Raw genomic sequence first — 23,463 nt, 5'->3', positions numbered from 1 at the left:
TTCCTGCAAAATCAGGCAGATTCTTTCCCTGATTTTGCAGGAACAATATCCAGTTCCATAATCGTCTCCCCAACTCTTTTTTTTAGCCGAAACAAGCTAACCCACTTATTTTTCGTATTTTTGCAACAGAAATATAATTTGAAGATTCATGGAATTCAAGTACGACGTTATTGTTATCGGTGCCGGACATGCCGGCTGTGAAGCGGCAGCGGCAGCAGCCAATCTCGGTTCCAAAACCTGCCTGATTACAATGGATATGAACAAGATCGGACAGATGAGCTGTAACCCTGCTGTAGGTGGAATAGCCAAGGGACAGATTGTAAGAGAGATTGATGCCCTCGGAGGATATATGGGAATGGTGACCGATAAGACCGCCATCCAATTCCGTATGCTGAACCGGTCGAAAGGCCCGGCCATGTGGAGCCCGCGCGCCCAATGCGACCGAGGTAAATTCATCTGGGCCTGGCGTGAGGTTCTGGAAAATATCCCCAACTTACATATCTGGCAAGATACAGTCGAAGAATTATTGGTTGAAAACGGAAAAGTAACCGGTGTACTCACATGCTGGGGAGTCACCTTTCATGCAAAATGCGTAATCTTGACCGCTGGTACATTCCTGAACGGACTCATGCACATCGGACATAAAATGTTACCAGGCGGCCGCTGTGCTGAACCTGCATCCTATCATCTTACAGAATCCATCACACGCCATGGAATCACAGCTGGCCGGATGAAGACAGGAACTCCGGTCCGTATTGACGCACGCAGCGTAGATTTCAGTCTGATGGACACACAGGACGGAGAAAACGATTTCCATCGTTTCTCATTTACCAGTGAGCCCCGGAAACTGAAGCAATTGCAATGCTGGACTTGCTATACTAATGAAGAAGTACATGAAGTACTGCGTAGCGGACTGGCCGATTCACCGTTGTTCAACGGACAGATAAAAAGTATCGGGCCAAGATATTGCCCCAGCATAGAGACTAAAATTGTAACATTCCCCGACAAGCCCCAGCACCAGTTGTTTTTGGAACCAGAAGGAGAAACGACCCGTGAACTTTACCTTAACGGTTTCTCATCTTCATTGCCTATGGAAATCCAATTAGAGGCACTGAAAAGAATCCCTTGTTTCCGGAATCTGGTGGTATATCGTCCTGGATATGCCATTGAATACGACTATTTCGACCCTACTCAATTAAAACATACCCTGGAATCGAAAATAATAGAGAACTTGTTCTTTGCAGGACAAGTAAACGGGACAACCGGCTATGAAGAAGCAGGCGGACAAGGTATCATTGCCGGAATCAACGCACACATCAACTGCCATGGAGGAGAGCCATTTATTCTAGGCCGCGACGAAGCATACATAGGCGTATTGATCGATGACCTGGTAACAAAAGGCGTCGATGAGCCATACCGTATGTTCACTTCCCGTGCTGAATACAGAATCCTGCTCCGGCAAGATGATGCCGACATGCGTCTTACCGAACGTGCCTATAAACTAGGATTGGCCAAACAAGACCGATATGATCTACTCTGTAAGAAACGTGAAATGATCGGGCGGATCATTGAATTCACCAAATCCTACTCCATCAAGGCCGATAAGATAAACGATACCTTGGAAGAGTTAGGAACAGCACGGCTCTCACATGGCTGCAAGCTGATAGATCTGTTAAGCCGTCCGCAAATCAGCATCGGGAACATAGCAGAACATATCCCCGCATTCCAATCCATCCTCAATGAAATTGAAGACCGGAAAGATGAAATCATCGAAGCGGCCGAGGTCCTGATCAAATACCAAGGATATATTGACCGGGAACGTATGATAGCCGACAAGATCCATCGTCTGGAAAGTATACGGATCAAAGGAAAATTTGATTACGCCAGCCTCAATTCCTTATCAACCGAAGCCCGGCAGAAACTGATCAAGATAGATCCGGAAACGCTGGCACAGGCAAGCCGTATCCCAGGAGTTTCGCCCAGCGACGTTAATGTGCTGCTAGTTCTCCTAGGGCGTTAAACCAAGTATGTTTCACGTGAAACAAGTAGTTTAAAGAATATATATAAATAACTGGATATGAATAAAGAAACATTAAAGAAGAACTTACGGGAGATTCCAGATTTCCCGATCCCGGGAATTCTGTTTTATGACGTGACCACTCTCTTCAAAAACACAGAATGCCTGCAAGGAATGATAGACGAGCTCTATGAAATGTACAAAGACAAAGGCATAACCAAGGTGGTAGGAATAGAATCGAGAGGTTTCATTCTAGGAGGAGCTTTGGCTGCACGATTAGGCGCTGGCTTTATCATGGCCCGCAAGCCTGGGAAATTACCGGCCGAAGTAATTGAAGAGACCTATGCGAAAGAATACGGGACAGATACGATCCAGATCCATAAGGATGCCATCAATGAAAACGACGTAGTACTCTTACATGATGACCTGCTGGCTACAGGAGGTACTATGGCAGCAACCTACCGGCTTGTAAAAAAGAGCGGTGCTAAAAAGGCCTATGTAAACTTTGTCATCGAGCTAAAAGACCTGAATGGAAGAAAAGCGTTTACCAACGACGTAGAAGTAGAGACATTATTACAACTGTAACGGTATTCCGTACAAGTTACCGGAAGCGGATTGGCACAGGCAAACGTCTGCACAATCCGCTTTTATATTCGAACCATAGAACTTACATATCATGGAAGAGCTCAACACCAATGAATATCTAAGAGGTATCGTTTTAAACCTGCCCACAGGGCCTGGTATCTACCAATACCTGAACAAGGAAGGGACCATCATCTATGTAGGAAAAGCCAAGAACCTGAAACGACGGGTATATTCCTATTTCTCTAAAGAACATGAATCGGCCAAAACACGCATTCTGGTAAGCAAGATTGCCGACATACGATACATAGTTGTCAACACCGAAGAAGACGCCCTTCTCTTGGAAAATAATCTTATTAAGAAATACAAACCCAGGTACAATGTTCTGCTGAAAGACGATAAAAGCTATCCTTCCATCTGTGTAAGCAACGAGTATTTCCCCCGGATTTTCAAAACCAGGAAAATCATACGGAACGGATCTACCTATTTCGGCCCTTATAGCCATATTCCGAGTATGCAGGCAGTGCTCGACCTGATTAAACGGCTCTATCCTCTACGTACCTGCCACCTGGCCCTGACTCCAGAAAACATACATAACGGAAAATTCAACGTCTGCCTTGAATACCATATTAAAAACTGCAAAGGACCATGCATCGGACTGCAAAGTCACGATGAATACATGAAGAATATTGCAGAGATAAAAGAAATATTAAAAGGGAATACACAAACCATCAGTGATATGCTCCGGGATGAGATGATGCATCTGGCAGAAGAGCTGAAGTTTGAAGAAGCGCAGAAAATAAAAGAGAAGTACGATCTGATTGAAGGTTACCGTTCAAAAAGTGAAGTTGTAAGCTCTATCCTCCACAATATTGATGTATTCTCCATTGAAACAGACGATAATTCGGCCTACATCAATTATCTTCATATCACTAACGGATGTATCAACCAGGCCTTCACTTTTGAATATAAAAAACGGTTGAATGAAACAAAAGAAGAATTACTGCAGCTGGGAATTATCGAAATGCGCGAACGGTACAAAAGTCTCTCGAAAGAAATAATAGTACCCTTCGAGCTTGATATGGAACTGAATGGAGTTACCTTTACAATCCCTCAACGAGGAGACAAGAAACATCTGTTGGAACTGTCCATCCTGAATGTAAAGCAATACAAGGTAGACCGGTTGAAGCAAGCCGAGAAGCTCAACCCGGAACAAAGAAGCGTGCGACTCATGAAAGAAATACAGGAGCAGCTACATATGAAGAAAATGCCTGTCCACATCGAATGTTTCGATAATTCAAATATACAAGGGAGCGATGCCGTAGCCGCGTGCGTAGTATTCAAGAAAGCACGTCCAAGCAAGAAGGATTACCGGAAATACATCATCAAGACTGTAGTAGGGCCCGACGATTACGCTTCCATGCAGGAGGTTGTACGTCGTCGTTATACACGGATATTGGAAGAACAAGGAGAATTACCGGATCTGATCCTGACCGATGGAGGAAAAGGGCAGATGGAAGTTGTAAGACAGGTTATAGAAGATGAGTTGAAACTGGATATTCCCATAGCCGGACTTGCCAAAGACAACCGTCACCGCACATCCGAAGTCCTTTTTGGATTTCCTCCGGTAACAATCGGAATCAAACAGGGAACTCCCCTATTCCATCTGCTTGAAAACATTCAGGATGAAGTCCATCGCTTTGCCATCACATTCCACCGCGACAAGCGGAGTAAAAGCCAGATAGCTTCCGCACTCGACAACATAAAAGGTATCGGAGAAAAACGGAAAACAGCCCTTCTCAAAGAATTCAAAAGTGTTGCCCGGATAAAGAAAGCCAGTTTTGAAGAGCTGGCCAAAGTAATCGGAGAAAGCGCTGCAAAAAGCGTAAAAGAAGCCTTAGGAGATAATGAATAATTAATTTATTGTAAAACAAACGGATAATATAAATTTATTTTCTACCTTTGTACAAAGTAGTGCTAAAATGAGAGTAGTTATTCAGCGTGTAAGCCATGCTTCGGTTACCATTAACGGAGTATGCAAATCGGCCATCAAAGAAGGATTCATGGTTTTAGTGGGAATAGAAGAAGCCGATACAAAAGAAGACGCCGACTGGCTTTGCAAAAAGATAATCGGATTACGGGTCTTCGATGATGAAAATGGAGTAATGAACAAGTCTATCCTCAATGTAGGAGGCGAAATCCTTGTAATCAGCCAGTTCACGCTAATGGCCTCTACCAAGAAAGGCAACCGCCCGTCGTATATACGGGCAGCCTGCCATGAAACGGCAATACCGCTCTATGAATATTTCTGCAACGAATTAAGTATAGGGCTAGGTAAAGAAGTAGGAACAGGTGAATTCGGAGCCGACATGAAAGTGGAGCTGCTGAACAACGGCCCGGTCACCATTTGTATCGATACCAAAAACAAAGAATGACATGACACTGGAAGAAGCACAGAAAACAGTGGACCAATGGATAAAGGAATATGGAGTACGCTATTTCAGTGAACTGACCAATATGGCAGTCTTGACCGAAGAAGTAGGCGAACTGGCTAAAATCATGGCCCGCAAATATGGAGACCAGTCGTTCAAGGCCGGTGAAAATACAGATTTAGGAGATGAGATGGCCGATGTCTTATGGGTGCTGATCTGCCTGGCCAACCAGACAGGTGTCGACCTGACCGAAGCTTTTCACAAGAATCTGGAGAAAAAGACAAGACGTGACAAAGACAGACATAAAAACAACCCCAAATTATAAACGAAGAATATGAAGTATAATCAAGATCTTGAAAGTGGATTCGGTATCGAGGACCAGAATCTCGATCCTGAAAATTTACATCAGCCAGACAAATACCATGTTGCACTCAGCAAGTACAACACAGATCTGAAAGATGATGAAGTAGCTGCCAAAACAGCCCACATCATCGAAAAGTACGTAAAGGAAAACGATACCCAGGAAGTCAAAAAATTCCTGCTCCACTGCATTGACCTGACTACACTGAAATGTACAGACAGCGAGCTGAGCGTCATGAAATTTACCCAGCACGTCAATGATTTCGTCGATAAATATCCTGATCTGGAAAATGTGGCGGCCATCTGCGTATATCCGAACATGGCCGAAATTGTAAATGATACACTGGAAGCGGATGGCGTAAACATAGCCTGTGTATCCGGCGGCTTCCCTTCATCACAAACTTTCACCGAAATTAAAGTGGCCGAAACTGCCATGGCACTTCATGCGGGAGCTGATGAAATAGATATCGTCATCTCTGTCGGTAAATTCCTGACAAACGACTATGAAGGCATGTGCGACGAAATTCAGGAACTGAAAGACGTATGCGGCGACAAGCATCTGAAAGTAATTCTGGAAACCGGTGCATTGGAAAGCGCCAGCAACATCAAGAAAGCTTCTATCCTCGCCATGTATTCTGGCGCCAACTTCATCAAAACTTCTACAGGAAAAGAAAAACCAGCCGCCACTCCGGAAGCAGCCTATGTGATGTGCCAGGCCATCAAGGAGTATTTCCTTGAAACAGGCCGTAAAGTGGGTTTCAAACCGGCTGGAGGTCTCAATACCGTACAGGACGCATTAATCTATTATACAATCGTAAAGGAAATATTAGGCAAGGAATGGTTGAATAATAAACTGTTCCGTCTAGGAACCAGTCGTTTGGCCAACCTGTTACTATCTGACATTCTGGGTCAGGAAACCAAATTCTTCTAAGACATACTTTTCTCTCGAATAATAAAAAAGCAACTAAGTAAAAGTCCCACTGATCCATCCGGATACAGCGGGACTTTCTTATTCAAGTCAAACCAAAGTTCTTATTTATTACGTTCTATCACATAATCAATGTAGGCAGCAAATGCTTCTTTCAGGGAAGTTCCGGTTGTTTCCGGAAGCAGATCAAGCGCTTTATTGCGATAATCCCACATGACTTTCTCCGCATATTCTATTCCACCTTCATCCTTGACATATTCCACAAATCCAGCAATCTCTTCCTTAGTTGCTTTCATGGAACGGATCCGCAAAGCCAGATCCCTCTCCTTCTCACCTGCCGTATGGTTCAGGACATACAAGGCGGGCAGCGTAAGCTTACCTTCCACCATATCATTTCCTGTCGGCTTACCGAGCTCCGGATTCTCAAAATAATCAAAAATATCGTCCTTTATCTGAAAAGCAATGCCGATCATCTCCCCGAACAAGGCTGCCTTCCGGACATTATCTTCTGACGCACCGGCCGAAAGTGCCCCACTCTCGGCACTCGCAGCAAACAATGCAGCAGTCTTTTTACGGATTACATCAAAATACACGTTTTCCGAGAAATCTTTGTTCGACGTATTTACCAACTGGATAATCTCTCCCTCCGAAAGTTTCTGCCCCAAATGTGAAACGATTCCGACCAATTCTATTTCATTGGTGATAGCGGCATGAGCCAGACTGGTAGCCAGCATAAAATCACCGACCAGAACCGAAACCTTGTTGTTATATAAAGCGTTGACTGACGACTGGCCACGACGTTTGTCGCTCTCATCTACCACGTCATCATGAATCAGACTGGCCGTATGGAGCAGTTCCAAAGAAATGGCAGCATGGAGCGTAGCATCATTTACACCTCCATAGAGTTTGGCCATCAGCAGGACAAGAATAGGACGCATCATTTTACCGTTGCGTTGCCTCACGTATTCTAAAACATCTCTCAATAAGGGTATATCACTCTGAAGAGAATGATCGAAAAGTTCTTTAAAATCACTCAATTCCCTCTTTATCGGTTCCTTAATTAAAGCTATCTTGTCCATGGAGATTAATTTGAGGACAAAATTAATAATAAAACAGCTAATATGGTATTTTTTTGTACTTTTACGTACAAAACTTAATATTTTTACACGAATGGAGAAACTCTTTCTACTCGATGCATATGCATTAATCTATCGCGCTTATTATGCCTTCATCAAAAATCCACGGATCAATTCAAAAGGCTTCAACACTTCAGCCATCATGGGATTTGTCAATACACTGGAAGACGTATTGAAAAAGGAGAATCCTACCCACATAGGGATTGCATTCGATCCTGCCGGACCGACATTCCGTCATGAAGCATACGAACAATACAAGGCACAACGTGAAGAAACACCGGAAGCTATCCGTCTCTCCGTTCCTATTATCAAAGATATCATCCGTGCTTACCGCATTCCGATACTGGAAGTCATGGGGTATGAAGCCGACGACGTAATCGGCACATTGGCAACCGAAGCCGGAAAACGTGGCATTACTACCTATATGATGACTCCAGACAAAGACTACGGCCAGCTGGTATCGGACCATGTATTCATGTATCGGCCTAAATACGGCGACAAGGAATTCGAAGTGATGGGAGTCAAAGAAGTGAAAGAAAAATTCAATATTGAATCCCCCGCCCAGGTCATTGACATGCTCGGACTGATGGGCGACACAGCCGACAATATTCCAGGCTGTCCGGGAGTGGGCGAAAAGACAGCACAAAAACTGATAGCCGAATTTGGAAGCATCGAAAACCTGTTATCGAATACAGACAAGCTGAAAGGTTCCATCAAGACAAAAGTAGAGACCAACAAAGAACAGATCAGTTTTTCAAAATTCCTGGCAACCATCAAGACAGATGTTCCCATCAACCTCAATATGGAAGAACTCAAACGGGAAGAGCCCGATGAAGAGGAACTACGCAAAATATTTGAAGAACTGGAATTCCGGACACTGTTGGACCGGGTACTGAAGAATGAAAAGAAAACAGTTGCTTCTCCAACCCCGACACAAGGCAATCTCTTTGACTTATTTGCGGCCGGGAATGCAGAAGAAACCAAAAATTCAAATCTCATGAGGCTTGATGACCTCAAATATGATTACCAACTACTTGATACAGAAGAGAAAATAGATGTTTTTTTACAAAATATACTTACAAAGAAGATTTTTAGTCTAGATACGGAGACAACTGGAACCGATCCAATCAGTGCACAACTGGTAGGAATGAGCTTCAGCTATGCCGAAAACCAGGCAGTTTATGTACCTGTCCCTGCCGATCGGGACCAAGCTTTAAAAATAGTTAATAAATTCAAATCCTTACTCGAAAATGAAGAAACGCTGAAAGTGGGACAAAATATCAAATACGACATGCTTGTTTTGGGGAACTATGGAATTACGGTAAGCGGCCCCATGTTCGATACCATGATTGCCCATTACGTACTCCAACCCGAACTCAGGCACGGGATGGACTACCTGGCGGAAATCTACCTGAAATACGACACCATCAAGATTGAAGAACTGATCGGCCCGAAAGGAAAAGGCCAGAAGAACATGCGTGACCTCTCCCCTACCCAAGTCTACAAATATGCATGTGAAGATGCCGACGTAACATTGAAATTGAAAAATATCCTGGAAAAGGAACTGGTAGAAAACGGAGTAGAGCAACTGTTCTATACCATTGAAATGCCATTGGTCCCGGTATTGGCTTATATGGAACGTAATGGAGTACGCATCGACACCGAAGCCCTGAAAGAGACTTCCCGGCATTTTACGGCACGTATGCACCAGATAGAAGAAGAAGTACACCAATTGGCCGGTATGGAGTTCAACATCGCTTCTCCCAAACAGGTAGGTGAAGTTCTGTTCGACCGCCTGAAAATCGTTGAAAAAGCCAAAAAGACAAAAACAGGCCAGTACGTAACATCCGAGGAAGTACTTGAGAGTCTGAAAGGCAAACACGAAATCGTAGGAAAGATTCTGGAGCACCGCGGATTGAAAAAGCTGCTAGGCACCTATATAGATACCCTTCCCCAACTGATCAACCCGCATACAGGTAAGATACACACTTCATTCAACCAGACTGTAACCGCCACCGGAAGGCTCAGTTCAAGCAATCCTAACCTCCAGAATATTCCGGTACGCAATGAGGACGGAAAAGAAATCCGGAAAGCTTTCATTCCAGACGACGGATGCGAATTCTTTTCGGCCGACTATTCACAAATCGAGCTGCGTATCATGGCACATCTGAGCGGAGACCCCCATATGATAGAAGCTTTCCAAAAAGGACAGGACATCCATGCCGCTACAGCAGCTAAAATATATAAGGAAAAGCTGGAAGATGTAACCCGGGAACAACGGAGCAAGGCAAAAACGGCTAATTTCGGCATTATCTACGGCATTTCTGTATTCGGACTGGCAGAACGGTTGAACGTAGACCGCAAAGAAGCGAAAGAACTTATTGACGGCTATTTCGAAAACTACCCGAAAGTCAAGGAATATATGGACCACAGTATCCAGATAGCACGCGAAAAGGGATATATTGAAACCATATTCAAGCGGAAACGCTATCTGCCCGATATCAATTCACGGAATGCCGTAGTACGGGGATATGCCGAACGGAACGCAATCAACGCTCCGATACAGGGAAGTGCGGCCGATATCATCAAAGTAGCCATGATCAACATTTACCGGCGCTTTAAAGAAGAAAATATCAAATCGAAAATGATACTCCAAGTACACGACGAACTGAATTTCAGCGTTTTGCCAGAGGAAAAAGAAAAAGTACAACAAATTGTAATATCAGAAATGGAATCTGCTTACAAAATGAAAGCACCTTTACTTGCCGACTGCGGATGGGGGAAAAATTGGCTGGAAGCACACTGATAATTACCAATTGTTAAAATATTTTTAAATTGTGACATTTTGCTAATATTCTGCATTTTTATTGCAGAAATTCATTGACCATATCAAAATAATAACTATTTTTGTAGTGTCAAATAAGACAAAATGAAAGTCAAACCTAAAATTTAAAAATATGAAAACAATTAATTCCTTGAAAGCCTTATTAGTTATTGCACTTGTATTTATCGCTAATGTAACAGTTTTCGCAAATCGTCCTGAAAACAACCTGATCTATAACGCAGAAGAAATTGATGGAGTAAAAGTTTCGGAAACAGTATATAAAATGGATGGAGGATTACTCACTAATTATGAGAAATACAACTATAAATATGATGATAATAACCAACTTACAGAAAATGTAATGCAGAAATGGGACAGCAGTGAAAATGACTGGCAAAACCACATGTGCATTAAATACCATTATAATGATTCAGACGTTACCGTAGAATATTATGAATGGAACAATAAGAAAAATGATTTCATTCTGTTACCTAACAGAACCATTACCATGCAGAAATAAAACAACAAGCAAAATAACATTTTCATAAACTCTCTTATAAAAAAGGAACAAGTAGTTCGCGACGAATCCACTTGTTCCTTTTTATTTTACCTCTATGAATAATACTACAACAATCCTTATATGTCTCTGTCATCTGTATTTCCACTTCCTAAAATAAGTGAGATACCAAAAAAATCAGTACCTTTGCAGCACTCTTACATGATTATCAACAGAATAAATTAGAAACTAAATATAGTTATGGCATTACAATGTGGTATTGTCGGTCTGCCGAATGTGGGCAAATCGACTCTTTTCAATTGCTTATCGAACGCAAAGGCTCAGGCAGCCAACTTCCCATTCTGTACAATCGAACCCAATGTGGGTGTAATCACTGTACCGGACGACCGCCTGAACAAGCTGGCTGAACTGGTTGATCCGGGAAGGATCGTCCCTACCACCGTAGAGATCGTAGATATCGCCGGACTGGTAAAGGGTGCCAGCAAAGGTGAAGGACTGGGAAACAAGTTCCTTGCCAACATCCGGGAAACCGATGCAATCCTGCATGTACTCCGCTGTTTTGACGATGAAAATGTCACACATGTAGACGGAAGCGTCGATCCTGTACGCGACAAGGAAATTATCGATACGGAGTTGCAGCTGAAAGACCTAGAAACAATTGAAAGCCGTATCCAACGTGTACAGAAACAGGCTCAGACTGGTGGCGACAAGGTAGCAAAACAGACTTACGAAGTTCTGGTAAGATACAAGGAAGCGCTGGAACAAGGGAAATCGGCCCGTACTGTACAGTTCGAGAGCAAGGACGAACAGAAAATCGCTCATGATCTCTTCCTGCTGACATCAAAACCGGTCATGTATGTATGTAACGTAGACGAGGCAAGTGCCGTAACCGGCAACAAGTATGTAGAACAGGTGCGTGAAGCCGTAAAGGAAGAAGGAGCTGAAATCCTGATTGTCGCCGCCAAGACCGAAGCCGACATCGCCGAGCTGGAGACTTACGAAGACCGCCAGATGTTCCTGCAGGAAATCGGTCTGGAGGAATCGGGTGTAAGCCGTCTGATCCGTTCGGCCTACAGACTGCTGAACCTGGAGACGTTCTTCACCGCCGGAAAGATGGAAGTCCGCGCATGGACTTTCCACAAAGGATGGAAAGCTCCCCAGTGTGCAGGTGTCATCCATACCGACTTTGAAAAAGGTTTCATCCGTGCGGAAGTCATCAAATACGATGACTTTATCAAATACGGTTCGGAAGCCGCCGTACGCGAAGCCGGTAAACTGAACGTAGAAGGAAAAGACTACATAGTAGAAGACGGAGATATCATGCATTTCCGTTTCAATGTATAACCATTGTACAATGAGAAAATACCTGATTATAGGAACCGGCGGTGTGGGAGGTAGCATCGCCGGTTTCTTGGCATTGGCAGGTAAGGATGTCACCTGCATTGCCCGTGGAAAACACCTCGAAGCCATACGCCGCAACGGACTTCATCTGAAATCCGACTTGAAAGGCGACCACTATCTGCCCGTCAAGGCCTTTACTTCCGAAGAATTCGAAGGTAAGGCCGATGTCATTTTTGTCTGCGTAAAAGGATATTCCATCGATTCCATCAAAGATGTATTGGAAAAGGCCTCAACCCCCGACACGCTGGTCATCCCCATCCTGAATGTCTACGGAACCGGACCGCGTATCGGCCGTATGGTTCCTTCTGTAACTGTCATAGACGGCTGCATCTACATTGTAGGATTCGTCTCAGGGGAAGGGGAAATTACTCAGATGGGCACCATCTTCCGTCTGGTATGTGGAGCCCGTCCCGAACAGGGAATAGCCCGGGAACGCATCGAATCCATAGCCGAAGAACTGCGTGAATGTGGCATCAAAGTCGACGTATCCGACGATATAAACCGCGATACCTTTATCAAATGGGCGTTCATTTCGGCCATGGCCTGCACCGGTGCCTACCACGACGTCCCTATGGGCGAAGTACAGCACGAAGGAGAGGTACGTGATACCTTCATCGGCCTGTCACAGGAAAGTGCTGCAATCGGCCGGAAACTGGGCGTAAAATACCTCGAAGATCCGGTTGCCTACAACCTGAAGGTAATTGACAAGCTGGACCCCCACTCTACCGCTTCCATGCAGAAAGACCTGGCACGCGGACATCAGTCGGAAATACAGGGGATGCTTTTTGACATGATTGATTTGGGAGAGAAATTGGGTGTAAAACTCAACACCTACTATAAAGTGGCCCAAAAGTTCAGAAAAGTATGAAACACATTATCGACATAGAAACATGGGAACGCAAGGACAACTACCGGTTCTTCCAGAACTTTGCCAACCCATGGATTGCCATTACCAGTGAAGTGGAGTGTACGGAAGCCTACAGTTCGGCCAAATCAACCGAACGCTCCTTTTTCCTGTATTATCTGTATGCTATCCTGCGGGCAGCCAATGAAATCAAGGAGTTCCGCTTCCGGAATGATAAGGAAGGAAATGTAGTTTACCATGACCAGGTAGATGTCATCACTCCGATAGCTGTTCCCGGAAAGACCTTCTATACGGTGCGCATCCCTTATCACAAAGACTTCAGTACTTTCCATAACGAGGCCCGCCGGATCATCACCTCCATTCCAGCCGATGGAGACCCTTATGAAACCGACAAACGTATTGCAGAAAAAGGAGATTTCGATGTTATTTTGTTAAGTGCCATTCCCAAGCTATATTTCACGTCCGTAACCTATACCCAATACCAGGTAGGACATTCCATGGACTATCCGCTGATGAACGCAGGAAAAGCAATTGAAAGGGAAGGGAAACGGGTAATGCCGATAGCATTGACAGTCAGTCACGCCTTTGTAGATGGAGCACATATCGCCCTGTTCTTTGAGAAAGTAGAACTGTTCCTGAAAGAAATCTCAGTCCGGTGATTATTACTGACGGAATCTACAATGACAGGAAATGCGAATAATTCAAGTTGGATACATTGCCTACGGTATGGTGAACAGGCGTCTATGGTATGGCAAACGACCGTACATGATACGGCAGACGTATGTCCACCCTACCGTAAACGATAAAAACACTTACTTGTATCACTTGTCCAGATATGAACAAAGCTGCCGAACGGCACGAGCACGATGACTGATACGGTTCTTCTCTTCACCCCCCATTTCGGCAAAGGTCTCTTCGTAACCTTCAGGGACAAATACCGGATCGTAACCAAAGCCGGAAGCACCGCGTTTTTCTTCGATTATTCCGCCTTTTACGATGCCCTCAAAGAAATGTTCCTTTCCGTCTTCGATCAGGCAAATAACGGTACGGAATTGCGCTCTACGGTCATTTCCCCCTTCAAGCTCCTTCAACAGTTTCTTCATATTGGCTTCCGAATCGTGTCCCTCACCTCCTGCATAACGCGCGGAATACACTCCGGGAGCTCCACCCAATGCCTCTACTTCCAGCCCCGTATCATCGGCAAAACAATCCAACCCATAATGCTCATAGATATATTGGGCCTTCAATGCTGCATTACCTTCCAGTGTATCGGCCGTTTCCGGTATATCGGCATGACAACTGATATCATTCAGACTCAAGACTTCCACCTTATTCCCTAGAATTGCCCGGATTTCCTCCAACTTATGGGCATTATTGGTTGCAAAAACTAATTTTCTCATAAATTAATGTCACTCGTATTCAACCCCACAAAAATACGGAAATAATCTTACCGGCCAAACTACAGGCCTGAAAATCACGGTTTGCAGCCCGATGCCCCTTTCAGACGTTCCAGGTGACAGAACAACAAATCTCCATTGTTGTCACGCAAATGCATCCCGTTCCCTTCACAATAACGGAAGAAACTGCATGAAGCACAGGTTCCCTTCTTCATCCAGGCACGGTCACGGAAGGCCTGGAAACGATGTTCCCATACATCCATGAAATCATCATGATAGATATTTCCCTGGGAATAATTGGCCCGGATACTCGGACAAGCGGATATGGAACCGTCTACCAATACCGAACCGACACTGATCCCCGCATTACATGCATAGAAACCGTCACGTACTTCGGCCTCATAGCTGCCAAGAAAACCCTCACAGCCATAACTAGCCATCACTTTCCCCTCCCGACGGGTATGTTTGATAAATTCCATGAGGCCCAGGAAATCCTTGTCGTCCAACTGGAAATCAGGATAACGGGCTGCACGTCCGACCGGGAAAATGGTGAACAACCTCCAATGACGGACACCCGCTTCATACAATGCATCCTTCAATTCCTCCAGATAAGGATAATTCCTGCGGTTCACACACGTTACCACATCCCATTTCAAATCCGGTTCATGGGCCAGCATACGGATAGCATTCATCGCCCGTGCATGGCTTTCAGGATGCCCTCGCAACCAGTTATGATCATCGGCAAAACCGTCCAGACTGACAGTTATGGAATGGAGTCCGGCTTCCTGCAGACGTTGCAGACGGGAAGCCGTCAGATAAAGTCCGTTAGTTACCATACCCCACGGATAACCGCGGTGATACAGAGCCAGTCCTACCTTTTCCAGATCATCACGGACCAACGGTTCCCCTCCGGTAATGACTATACTCACCTCATGCGGATTGACATGAGGCGTGATACTGTCTATCACACGCAGAAAATCTTCGGCCGGCATATCAGGAATGTCCGTAGTACTCTTACAGTCGCTACCGCAATGCTTGCAACGGACATTGCAACGCTGCGTACATTCCCAGAAAAGCTGCCTGAGCGGATGCAAAGTTTTCCGGTTCTTGCGTATCTGCCGGGCTACCTCCAATGCAAGCCGTTTACGCAAGGGAAGTCGTTCTACAGGTGTCTTCATTCGCCCTTCTTCTCCAGTCCGAAATCAACTGTCTCGCTGTCACTTCCCAGATACCAGCCTTCACCTCCCTCAGGACTCATCTTGACCTGTGTGGAATCGGCTTTATAGGTGTCTGAAGGGTCTTCACATACTACACGGAAATCACTATATGCCCCCATCTCTTTCTGATAGGAATATCCGCCATCTTTGTCTGTATAGACTGTATCGTTATAATATGAAACCGGCTCGGAGTCCAAAAGAGGCTTCACAATGACACGTGCACCCTCTACTCCAGCCTGGCTTTCCTTATCGACCACTTTCCCCTTAATTTCATATTTGGCATAAGGACTGCCATATTCAAGCGGAGTCTCATCCGAGCCATCCGATGAATTACAAGAAGTATACCCCAGCAAAACTAATACAGATGATAAAAGGCCATTGAAAAATTTCAGCCAGCTCAAATTTCTTTTCATATCCATCTATAATCCGCAAATCGAAAGGTCTACTGTTTCAAAACGAAGCGTTCTATTTTTCGCTGGGGTTTCAAAACGAAGCGTTCAATTTTCATCAAAACACAAGCGTCACTCAAACAACCTTTAAATGGCATTTGAATGACGCTTTTGTTTGATCCCCAGTCTAAAATAACACCTTAAACCCATTGCCAATTCAGCAAAAATTCGTATCTTTACATAGTGGTTAAGATGCCATTTTGCGTACTGTTTCATCTGCTTTCTTGAACAGCATGATGTCTGTGTAGGAGGAGTTGTAATTCATGTGCGCGTTAAATTCTATCTTCTCGCTGCCTGCAAAGGGGTTGCCTATGGTGTTATTCCTGCCCATCCATTCACATAGATCTATGATGGATGACTTGTTGGAGGTGAAATAAATATAGTTCGTACCTACGAGCGTCTGCAACACATCCAAATAATCAGTAAGCCCCCAGTCCATTGTATAGGTGCCAACCTCAGTGGAAAGATATGGCGGGTCTATCAGGAATACAACATTCGGGATATCCTTATATTTGTTGAACAGCCCCCTATAATCACAGGAAACAACCTCCAGTCCGTCCAGATAGTCAAAGCAAAGGTCGTAGCTGCATTTGCGCACGGTATTATAAAACGTTTCCTTTCGCAGCCTGTCCAAATTGGTGGCATACTTCATGGAAAAGAGCAGGGAGGTAGAAAGCGTGATGTAATCCACATAACCGTTATCTACCTCTTCACGCTCGATAAGACGCAGGATAGATTCTTTCAACTCTTTAGGCAATGCCTTCTTCCGGGGTACAATTTGGGTTATCTCTCGAATCCTATCCAACAAAGCATTGGTCTGCGGTATATTCTCCAATCTGCGTCTGTAGTTGTCGAAATCATTATAGACAACGGTAGAGCCCGGCTTCTGACACTTCGTGATATGGGCTAATAAACCGGATCCGCCAAACAAATCGACGAATACGGCATCATCCGGGTAATGTTTCAATACCTTGATAAATTCTTTGGCAAACATGCGTTTTTGCCCCACAAACGGAAGTGGGGCTGATAAATACTGCTTTCTCATTTGTTCCTGGTTTTAAAACGGATTGCAAAATTCCCCATTTTATCCCAGTCGTCTAAAGAAAACAATCAAACCATGCTGCACAGGGTTTGCAACGTTTCTTATACATTCAGGTCGAACCGAACCCCTTCATCACCGGCAAGCAAGGCACCGGTACGCTCCAGGTTGTTCTCATAGATATGGACATTGCCAAGGTTAAGGGTAATCGATTTCAGAGGCAGGTCTATTTGCCGGGCCATCAGATAGAGATGGTAAATATCGGCCGGGAGGCCTAAATTGGCATCGCTGCTACGCTGATAAGCCGACAATACCAGTTCGCCGTCTTCTATCTGGAACTGTACAAGGCTCAGACATGGGGCTTGGTTGGTTTCCGCTCCTGTAGAACCAAGGAAGAGGACATAATTCTTGCTGGTCCGCTTTTCCCGGTTTATCTTTTCGATGAGAGGAGGCAGTTTCTCAAAGTAGGTCGGATAACTGTTCACAAGAGTCTGACCGCAATAATCCCACCAGGTGATGCCGGCTTCACGGTAACGCTCCACGTTACGTTCTCCCTGCATGAAGAGTTGAAGTTCCTGTCGCAGCTTCTTTCGGGCGATGCCGTGCGTCTCGAAGATGTCGAGCAGGTCGGCAGGTGTCAGAGTAAGACATTCATTCAACAGATACCGAATAACTCCCTTTTTGTTTCGTTGTTCCTTTCCTGCATTCAGGATCTTGCAAAGAATTTGATGATATTTGTTCATGGGTTTAAAGATTTGATTCACCATAAAGATACCTTCAAAATCTATCTACAGGAGCAACAATACCCTTATATCACACTGAACGCCCCTTGCAGTCAGTTCTGAGGTGACGGAGTACATCATACACCTTTCGTTCACTTATTGCATACTTTTCAGAGAGAACGGCAACAGCGTATGTCGTCTTGTTTCCATCCTCTACCATTTTCGTGAAATCATGGAAAAGGTCCACATATCGGTAATCTTCAACCCGTATGCCCGACTCAGAAAGCCGGCGCAACAGCTCTTTATTGAAAGAAAGTATCTCGTATATTGTCATAATCTCCAAAAATTAAAGTATATTTGCAGTGCCAATCATATTTTATACGCGCAAAATGCGCAAACCCGCAGTGGAAAAGGGCTTTGGCCCTCAGCTCTGCGGGTTTGCGCATTTGCGTATAAGTATATGATTGGCGTCGATACTTACTCAATGGCTGAGGGCCTTTTTCACACCTTGCCCTCAAAGGCTTGTTACTTCTTAAGAGAATACATACTTCGTCTTATTGCCTCCGAATGTTTCCCGTTTGATTACCGTTTCAAATGGCAGCTCATTCATTTCTTTGATTTGGTCGAGAATATTCTTCATCTCTTCCGAAGCTGTAATAAACTTGCCTTTCTGGCCATCCATCTCGTATTGGACCACGTAGCGGCCTTCACCCTGTTTTGTTTTGATGTCGGTCTCAAAATCCACAATAGTAACTTTACAGTTTTGCAAATTGCCCAAAGGCGTAAGGTTGCCTTCGAAGCGTTTCTTTCCGTCAGCCGGTTTGTAAGTGACGCCTAAATCTTTAAATGACTTCATATTTGTTAGTTTAAAAAATAAGTGTTTCCCGTTGCAGCGTTTCACCCATCCCCAAAACGACGCAAGCACAACGTATTTCCGTTTCTTGCTTTTCACCTTCTGTAGCCGCCGGGCAACTTTCTGCTTGATATGTTTCCGTACCAGGACATAATCATGCCAGGTAACGTACCCCAAGAAATCAATGCCGCGTGCTTCTACCGGGAATATCTGCCAGTTCTGTTTGATGGTAAGGTGAAGTTCTTCCTCCACCACTTTGCGCAACTTTGCAAAAATGTCATGCAGATACGCTTTATCAGGGCCGAGAACGACAATATCATCACAATACCGGAAGTAATACTTGACGCCCAATTCCGCTTTCATGTAGTGATCCAACAGACAGAGGTAAAAGTTACCGAGCAACTGGCTGGAATGGTAGCCAATGGCCAGGCCGGGACCATAACTTCTGATTATACGGATAAGGGTCTGCATTAGCGTTTCATCCTTTATCTTGCGACGTAGCCGTCCGATAAGGACTTCCTGGTCGACTGAATGGTAGAACTTCTTCAGGTCAAGTTTCAGGCAGTATTCAGTATTCGAACGATCCTTTAATGCTTTTCGAAGCCTGTTCAAACCGTCGTGGATACCACGTTTCGGCAAGCTGGCATACGTGTCGCGAATCATCATACCGCCTAAAACATCCCTGTATAGAACTGCCATTATCGCGTGAAGGGCGATGCGGTCTTTGAACGGCAGGGACTGGATTTCGCGCACCTTCCCGTTTTCCACCACTTCAAATTCCCGGAAACATTCCGGTGCATACTTGCCGGACTTTATTTCATCGGCAAGGTCTGCCAGGATCTTATCCCGGTTCTTTTTGAAATAGCGGACAGTGCGGCTGCGCTTCTTGCCCCGCATGACCATAGAGAAAGCCTCCAAAAGGTTGCTTTCCTCTATAATCTTTTCTATCAAATGTCCGTACCGCTTCATTTTATTGTCGCTTTCAGAAATCTATGTGCTTCGAGAATCAACCTACCACACAACATAACCCAATTTGTTTTTTGCCAAGAGGCAAGGTGCATTCCTCTATGGGTTGGACTGGGGAACACATCCCGGCCAAGAGCCATAATATAATATTTTCTTTCCTGAATATGAGACGCGAACCGTAGTTCGAATTCGTGTTCGAGGCATCGTTATTCGCATTCGCATACGCCACGCCGCCATTCGTATTCGAGTCGTTATAGGAGCGCGCCAAAACAAGGGCCGGAGGAATTCTACCTGTATCTTAACATCGCATTTTTACATTTACATCGCAAATGTACTTCGATTTTCCGTGAATCCTTAATATCCAAAAGGTTTTAATGGATAACGACTTAAAAATATTATAAATCGACCGGCTTACGCCGGTATTAGTATCAAAGCACTGACAGTGCTTTGAACGCACTTACGCTCGCCGCTTCGCGGATAACGCCCCTGAAAGCGAGACGCGAACCGTAGTACGAATTCGTGTACGAGGCATCGTCATACGCATACGCATACGCCACGCCGCCATACGTATTCGAGTCGCTATAGGAGCGCGCCAAAACAAGGGGGCCGCCCGAACTCTGCCAATAGTAATCCGAATAATGTGTCGTTTCGCTGCCACCCACTTTCGTAGGCACCATGTCGAAGAAAGGCCCGTTTTCCGCAGCTACATTCGTTATCCAACCGTCTTCTGTTCCGGCGTTCACATTGCGGGTTGCCCCGTCCGGGTCAGTGATTTTCCAAACGCGATTGTTAATTTCAACGCCTTTCACCCATTCGTAAATACCCCCGAATACACCTTCAAGCCCCAAGCCGCAAACATACTTGCTTGTTTCATTCTTTGTATCCGCAATTCCTGTCGCATTGCTGGTTCCCGTCATCGTTGCTGACGAGCCACTAACAGCACCGCCCACACCAAGAACAGCCTGTAAATTTCTGTTTCCATAACGCGCATAAAGCATAAAGGCAATCACACAGTGCTGCTGGAAGTCGATACGCTGATAACCTTTACCACGAGCCGTTGCGTACCCATCAAAATCATTAGTGGATTTACTAACTGTAGGACGAACCCCGCTTCGGCTATACAGCTTATTCGAAGTCATATAACCTTTATACGCACCGACTAAAGAGCGTGGCACATGCTTGAATGTTCCGTCCACGTTGTATTCGGCAAAGCGGTAACGGAATTTGTTGCTGTCCACCTGCTCCCATTTGTAATAGAACTCCGGAAAATCCACCATCACATCGCCCTCTGTGCCGTCCAACTTGGCTGCTGAGCCATCGGCGTAGAAATTGCTGTTGTCATCACGAAGATACGAAATTGTAACCTCACCGTCTTTCGTTTTCTTGCAGAGGCAACGGCGGAACTTCGACAGGATGGTTTTCAGAACCCCGCTGTTGATTTCACCGGTGATATTCTGCGGGTCGCTTTTGGATTTGTCAAATACAATACCGGCATCCTTGATTTTTGCATACACGAAAGACACGTTACGGCTCGCGGGGTTTGCGGTAAATGATTGGTCTGCCGGTTTGGTGTATCCTGCAAAAGCATCGACGGATACCGTATATCCGGTTCCCGACGGCACTTTTATAACTACACTGGATCCCTTGCCGCTTCCAATCACTTCGCCGCCTGACGTTTTCTTTATGGTCACAGTACGACCGGAACAGTCCGCACTGTCGTCCGTGCTTACATTGACCGTCACCTTCTCCGCAGAGTAAACCAGGTTTATCTGTCTTTCGTTACCCCCGACAGCCACGTACTGTTGTTCTTCCGGAGAGGCATAACCGGAGGCGGCTTCCGGTGAAACGGTATATTCCACCTGCATGGGGATGGCAATCTCCAGCGCTTCACCGTTCCAGACCAGTTCGGAGTGCTGGCCGGAGTAGGAAACAGTCACCTTCTTGCCGTTCAGGTCGGCGTCGTTCAAACCCTGGTTACTTGTGAGGGTTATGATGGCTTTCTCCTGAAAAGCGGATGTTCCACCGGAACCGGCAACACGCCAGTCGGCTTTATTCCCTTCCGTGATATTGTATAGCTGATAAAAGACATAGTCTTTCTCTTTTGTCTCATACACGCGGCACTGCTGGCCGATTGCGAATTTACGGGTTGCTTCCCCTGACTGGTAGGTCAGTGTATCTTCCCCGGGTGTTGACGGCAGATCCGGAGTTTCTGCGAATTTACCGTCGAGCGATGATACAAGGTTTGTCACCTGCTCCACTTTTTCATCAAGGGTGCCAAGCGACAAATAAAACTCCTCCTTAGTTCCCTTGTAGCCGCCAAGCTGCGCCGCATCCCATGCGCTCAGGCCGTATTCGTCCAGGTCGGCATAACAGTGCTTGCCGTCGGACAGTTTGGTTATAATCTTGCCGTCGCTCCTGCGTTCGAAAAGCCAGACGTTTTCAACGATGACGGTTTTATCGGCTGCCCACTGAGCCGTACTCTTCACGATTTGCTGGTACACGTATGCACCGGTTGTTGATTCACTCATTTTAAATAGCCCTCCTTAATTATAATTGTTGCTTTAGAAAAATCAGTCTGTCCGGTAAGGTAAACCGCTCCTCCGTAACTGCCACCACCTCCGGAACCTTCACCGCTGCGTTTCCATACGGCTTTGCCTTCCGTGTTGTCGTGGCACTTCCAGAACGTCTTATTCCCGTATTCGTCCACTGTCCAAACCTCGACTCCTACAAAGTAGCTGTCATCATTTACCGTCGGGATATGGTCAAGGTAGGATGGCATCTTCTTTTCGAGCGTGACGATGCGTTCTGCGGCTTTCCTGTCAGCCTCCTTCAACAGTTCGATGGCATCGGACAGGGATTTGTCAGCCTTCTTCAGGGACTCCAGCCGGTTTAGTATATCCGTCAGCCAAACAGCCTCGATTTTATCAAAGAATGTGGATGATCCGTCGGCTGTAATCTCAATAAAGCCTGTATCGGACGGTTTCGCCTGGACCACCTTCGCAAAATACCGGACGGCAATGTCACGGACTTTGTCGTCTGCGTATTCACGTTGGACGTGTTCCTCGTCCTTGACTAAATAGACGGGGAATACTTCCACACTCGTAGCCGCCAATGGCAGCACCATGCCGTCAATGTTGACCAGCCCGGCATCGATGCCGGTTTCCGATACCGCGCAGCCGCAGATTACACAGTTGCCGTACTGTGAGAAGAAGTCGTCAGCTATGCGAAGGCCTTCGCTCTGCAACTCCAACAAATCATTTCCCGACCATTTCCTTACGCCGGGGTATTGTACATGCCGTTTCATTTCTTTGTTACTATTTTATAGGTTCTGTCTGCAATTTTATAACGCTCGATTTCCGCCCGTACAAGGCTCAGGTCTATACCTTCCGGCACATAAACGATAAAGTCCACATCTTTGAAGCTTTGTCCACCCTCACCCTCCAGGGCTATTTCCTGCATCGGTTCAAAAAGCACCCAGTGAGCCGGCTCCGAGTTTAGTCCGATGGCGAGGAACTGGTCCTCGTAACTCTTGATCAGGATACCGCCGCCGAATGTCTTGTTCAGGTGCCCCTCTAATGAGCGGTGCTGGCTCGTTACATGCACCTTATACCGGTAGTAATCGCGCCAGTCGGAGAAGGACTGCCATACACCGTCCAAGTCCACAAGCGACCATAGCCACGCAAGACGGTTCGGTTGCCTGCGGTGCGGGGCGACATACTGCCGGATGAGTTCTTTGAAGTTCAGGATAATGTTCATGG

The 23,463-nt window shown here is 45.6% G+C and carries 22 protein-coding genes; 11 read left to right on the top strand and 11 right to left on the bottom strand.

What is annotated here, in order from left to right:
- The first annotated feature begins 148 nt into the window (after positions 1 to 148).
- The 6 genes from mnmG (at position 149) to deoC (ending at position 6,322) form a co-directional block, all read left to right on the top strand.
- Positions 149 to 2,020 carry a tRNA uridine-5-carboxymethylaminomethyl(34) synthesis enzyme MnmG gene (mnmG, locus tag BQ7489_RS13295; RefSeq protein ID WP_072531389.1) on the top strand — a complete coding sequence of 624 codons (1,872 nt, stop codon included), beginning with the start codon at positions 149 to 151 and terminating at the stop codon, positions 2,018 to 2,020.
- A 57-nt stretch (positions 2,021 to 2,077) separates the two neighbouring features.
- Positions 2,078 to 2,602 carry an adenine phosphoribosyltransferase gene (locus BQ7489_RS13290; RefSeq protein WP_072531388.1) on the top strand — a complete coding sequence of 175 codons (525 nt, stop codon included), beginning with the start codon at positions 2,078 to 2,080 and terminating at the stop codon, positions 2,600 to 2,602.
- Positions 2,603 to 2,693: 91 nt separating this feature from the next.
- Entirely contained in the window at positions 2,694 to 4,514 is a 1,821-nt protein-coding gene (uvrC, locus tag BQ7489_RS13285) for an excinuclease ABC subunit UvrC (protein WP_072531387.1), read from the top strand.
- A 67-nt stretch (positions 4,515 to 4,581) separates the two neighbouring features.
- Entirely contained in the window at positions 4,582 to 5,034 is a 453-nt protein-coding gene (gene dtd / locus BQ7489_RS13280) for a D-aminoacyl-tRNA deacylase (RefSeq protein ID WP_072531386.1), read from the top strand.
- 1 nt (position 5,035) lies between these two features.
- Complete coding sequence (locus tag BQ7489_RS13275; protein WP_072531385.1) at positions 5,036 to 5,356, top strand: nucleotide pyrophosphohydrolase; 321 nt, start codon at positions 5,036 to 5,038, stop codon at positions 5,354 to 5,356.
- A 9-nt stretch (positions 5,357 to 5,365) separates the two neighbouring features.
- Positions 5,366 to 6,322, top strand: a complete 957-nt coding sequence (deoC, locus tag BQ7489_RS13270; protein ID WP_072531384.1) for a deoxyribose-phosphate aldolase — start codon at positions 5,366 to 5,368, stop codon at positions 6,320 to 6,322.
- Between the two features lie 101 nt (positions 6,323 to 6,423).
- Here the strand turns inward: deoC and BQ7489_RS13265 are convergent, their stop codons facing one another.
- Positions 6,424 to 7,398, bottom strand: a complete 975-nt coding sequence (locus BQ7489_RS13265) for a polyprenyl synthetase family protein (protein ID WP_072531383.1) — start codon at positions 7,396 to 7,398, stop codon at positions 6,424 to 6,426.
- Positions 7,399 to 7,489: 91 nt separating this feature from the next.
- On the opposite strand from BQ7489_RS13265, the gene polA reads away from it, so the two are divergent.
- From polA to BQ7489_RS13240, 5 genes are all read left to right on the top strand, one after another.
- Positions 7,490 to 10,261, top strand: a complete 2,772-nt coding sequence (gene polA / locus BQ7489_RS13260; RefSeq protein WP_072531382.1) for a DNA polymerase I — start codon at positions 7,490 to 7,492, stop codon at positions 10,259 to 10,261.
- 151 nt (positions 10,262 to 10,412) lie between these two features.
- Complete coding sequence (locus BQ7489_RS13255; RefSeq protein ID WP_072531381.1) at positions 10,413 to 10,799, top strand: DUF3836 domain-containing protein; 387 nt, start codon at positions 10,413 to 10,415, stop codon at positions 10,797 to 10,799.
- A 237-nt stretch (positions 10,800 to 11,036) separates the two neighbouring features.
- The gene (ychF, locus tag BQ7489_RS13250) at positions 11,037 to 12,140 is read left to right on the top strand and encodes a redox-regulated ATPase YchF (protein ID WP_072531380.1); all 1,104 of its coding nucleotides are present in this window, start codon (positions 11,037 to 11,039) and stop codon (positions 12,138 to 12,140) included.
- Positions 12,141 to 12,150: 10 nt separating this feature from the next.
- Entirely contained in the window at positions 12,151 to 13,065 is a 915-nt protein-coding gene (locus BQ7489_RS13245; protein WP_072532195.1) for a ketopantoate reductase family protein, read from the top strand.
- Positions 13,062 to 13,721, top strand: coding sequence for a chloramphenicol acetyltransferase (locus BQ7489_RS13240; RefSeq protein ID WP_072531379.1), 660 nt, complete (start codon positions 13,062 to 13,064; stop codon positions 13,719 to 13,721). Before BQ7489_RS13245 ends, BQ7489_RS13240 begins: the two co-directional genes overlap by 4 nt.
- A 162-nt stretch (positions 13,722 to 13,883) precedes the next feature.
- On the opposite strand, the gene BQ7489_RS13235 is transcribed toward BQ7489_RS13240, so the two are convergent.
- The 10 genes from BQ7489_RS13235 to BQ7489_RS13190 form a co-directional block, all read right to left on the bottom strand.
- Positions 13,884 to 14,462, bottom strand: a complete 579-nt coding sequence (locus BQ7489_RS13235; RefSeq protein WP_072531378.1) for a non-canonical purine NTP diphosphatase — start codon at positions 14,460 to 14,462, stop codon at positions 13,884 to 13,886.
- 74 nt (positions 14,463 to 14,536) lie between these two features.
- The gene (locus tag BQ7489_RS13230; RefSeq protein ID WP_072531377.1) at positions 14,537 to 15,637 is read right to left on the bottom strand and encodes a TIGR04133 family radical SAM/SPASM protein; all 1,101 of its coding nucleotides are present in this window, start codon (positions 15,635 to 15,637) and stop codon (positions 14,537 to 14,539) included.
- A complete protein-coding gene (locus tag BQ7489_RS13225) occupies positions 15,634 to 16,089 on the bottom strand; it encodes a radical SAM-associated putative lipoprotein (protein ID WP_072532194.1) in 456 nt (151 codons plus the stop codon). Before BQ7489_RS13225 ends, BQ7489_RS13230 begins: the two co-directional genes overlap by 4 nt.
- A gap of 223 nt (positions 16,090 to 16,312) precedes the next feature.
- The gene (locus BQ7489_RS13220; protein WP_072530115.1) at positions 16,313 to 17,170 is read right to left on the bottom strand and encodes a DNA adenine methylase; all 858 of its coding nucleotides are present in this window, start codon (positions 17,168 to 17,170) and stop codon (positions 16,313 to 16,315) included.
- Between the two features lie 98 nt (positions 17,171 to 17,268).
- On the bottom strand, positions 17,269 to 17,907 hold the full coding sequence (locus BQ7489_RS13215; protein WP_072530116.1) for a thymidylate synthase: 639 nt from the start codon (positions 17,905 to 17,907) through the stop codon (positions 17,269 to 17,271).
- A 70-nt stretch (positions 17,908 to 17,977) separates the two neighbouring features.
- The gene (locus BQ7489_RS13210) at positions 17,978 to 18,220 is read right to left on the bottom strand and encodes a hypothetical protein (RefSeq protein ID WP_072530117.1); all 243 of its coding nucleotides are present in this window, start codon (positions 18,218 to 18,220) and stop codon (positions 17,978 to 17,980) included.
- A gap of 198 nt (positions 18,221 to 18,418) precedes the next feature.
- The gene (locus BQ7489_RS13205) at positions 18,419 to 19,708 is read right to left on the bottom strand and encodes a reverse transcriptase domain-containing protein (RefSeq protein ID WP_072531376.1); all 1,290 of its coding nucleotides are present in this window, start codon (positions 19,706 to 19,708) and stop codon (positions 18,419 to 18,421) included.
- A gap of 425 nt (positions 19,709 to 20,133) precedes the next feature.
- Positions 20,134 to 22,233, bottom strand: coding sequence for a hypothetical protein (locus BQ7489_RS13200; RefSeq protein ID WP_072531375.1), 2,100 nt, complete (start codon positions 22,231 to 22,233; stop codon positions 20,134 to 20,136).
- On the bottom strand, positions 22,230 to 23,009 hold the full coding sequence (locus BQ7489_RS13195) for a hypothetical protein (protein ID WP_072530120.1): 780 nt from the start codon (positions 23,007 to 23,009) through the stop codon (positions 22,230 to 22,232). The genes BQ7489_RS13200 and BQ7489_RS13195 overlap by 4 nt, the downstream gene beginning before the upstream one ends.
- A complete protein-coding gene (locus BQ7489_RS13190; RefSeq protein WP_072530121.1) occupies positions 23,006 to 23,461 on the bottom strand; it encodes a hypothetical protein in 456 nt (151 codons plus the stop codon). Before BQ7489_RS13190 ends, BQ7489_RS13195 begins: the two co-directional genes overlap by 4 nt.
- Positions 23,462 to 23,463: the final 2 nt, after the last annotated feature.

Origin of the sequence: Bacteroides ilei, from assembly GCF_900128495.1 — a bacterium.
GTDB classification, from domain to species: domain Bacteria; phylum Bacteroidota; class Bacteroidia; order Bacteroidales; family Bacteroidaceae; genus Phocaeicola; species Phocaeicola ilei.
Note: the sequence above shows the minus strand (reverse complement) of the source record. Positions and strands in the feature narration are given on the sequence as shown.

Excerpts from the sequence above, each read along its gene's own strand:
- mnmG (WP_072531389.1), top strand. The coding sequence starts at position 149 with ATGGAATTCAAGTACGACGTTATTGTTATCGGTGCCGGACATGCCGGC.
- BQ7489_RS13290 (WP_072531388.1), top strand. The coding sequence starts at position 2,078 with ATGAATAAAGAAACATTAAAGAAGAACTTACGGGAGATTCCAGATTTC.
- uvrC (WP_072531387.1), top strand. The coding sequence starts at position 2,694 with ATGGAAGAGCTCAACACCAATGAATATCTAAGAGGTATCGTTTTAAAC.
- dtd (WP_072531386.1), top strand. The coding sequence starts at position 4,582 with ATGAGAGTAGTTATTCAGCGTGTAAGCCATGCTTCGGTTACCATTAAC.
- BQ7489_RS13275 (WP_072531385.1), top strand. The coding sequence starts at position 5,036 with ATGACACTGGAAGAAGCACAGAAAACAGTGGACCAATGGATAAAGGAA.
- deoC (WP_072531384.1), top strand. The coding sequence starts at position 5,366 with ATGAAGTATAATCAAGATCTTGAAAGTGGATTCGGTATCGAGGACCAG.
- BQ7489_RS13265 (WP_072531383.1), bottom strand. The coding sequence starts at position 7,398 with ATGGACAAGATAGCTTTAATTAAGGAACCGATAAAGAGGGAATTGAGT.
- polA (WP_072531382.1), top strand. The coding sequence starts at position 7,490 with ATGGAGAAACTCTTTCTACTCGATGCATATGCATTAATCTATCGCGCT.
- BQ7489_RS13255 (WP_072531381.1), top strand. The coding sequence starts at position 10,413 with ATGAAAACAATTAATTCCTTGAAAGCCTTATTAGTTATTGCACTTGTA.
- ychF (WP_072531380.1), top strand. The coding sequence starts at position 11,037 with ATGGCATTACAATGTGGTATTGTCGGTCTGCCGAATGTGGGCAAATCG.
- BQ7489_RS13245 (WP_072532195.1), top strand. The coding sequence starts at position 12,151 with ATGAGAAAATACCTGATTATAGGAACCGGCGGTGTGGGAGGTAGCATC.
- BQ7489_RS13240 (WP_072531379.1), top strand. The coding sequence starts at position 13,062 with ATGAAACACATTATCGACATAGAAACATGGGAACGCAAGGACAACTAC.
- BQ7489_RS13235 (WP_072531378.1), bottom strand. The coding sequence starts at position 14,462 with ATGAGAAAATTAGTTTTTGCAACCAATAATGCCCATAAGTTGGAGGAA.
- BQ7489_RS13230 (WP_072531377.1), bottom strand. The coding sequence starts at position 15,637 with ATGAAGACACCTGTAGAACGACTTCCCTTGCGTAAACGGCTTGCATTG.
- BQ7489_RS13225 (WP_072532194.1), bottom strand. The coding sequence starts at position 16,089 with ATGAAAAGAAATTTGAGCTGGCTGAAATTTTTCAATGGCCTTTTATCA.
- BQ7489_RS13220 (WP_072530115.1), bottom strand. The coding sequence starts at position 17,170 with ATGAGAAAGCAGTATTTATCAGCCCCACTTCCGTTTGTGGGGCAAAAA.
- BQ7489_RS13215 (WP_072530116.1), bottom strand. The coding sequence starts at position 17,907 with ATGAACAAATATCATCAAATTCTTTGCAAGATCCTGAATGCAGGAAAG.
- BQ7489_RS13210 (WP_072530117.1), bottom strand. The coding sequence starts at position 18,220 with ATGACAATATACGAGATACTTTCTTTCAATAAAGAGCTGTTGCGCCGG.
- BQ7489_RS13205 (WP_072531376.1), bottom strand. The coding sequence starts at position 19,708 with ATGAAGCGGTACGGACATTTGATAGAAAAGATTATAGAGGAAAGCAAC.
- BQ7489_RS13200 (WP_072531375.1), bottom strand. The coding sequence starts at position 22,233 with ATGAGTGAATCAACAACCGGTGCATACGTGTACCAGCAAATCGTGAAG.
- BQ7489_RS13195 (WP_072530120.1), bottom strand. The coding sequence starts at position 23,009 with ATGAAACGGCATGTACAATACCCCGGCGTAAGGAAATGGTCGGGAAAT.
- BQ7489_RS13190 (WP_072530121.1), bottom strand. The coding sequence starts at position 23,461 with ATGAACATTATCCTGAACTTCAAAGAACTCATCCGGCAGTATGTCGCC.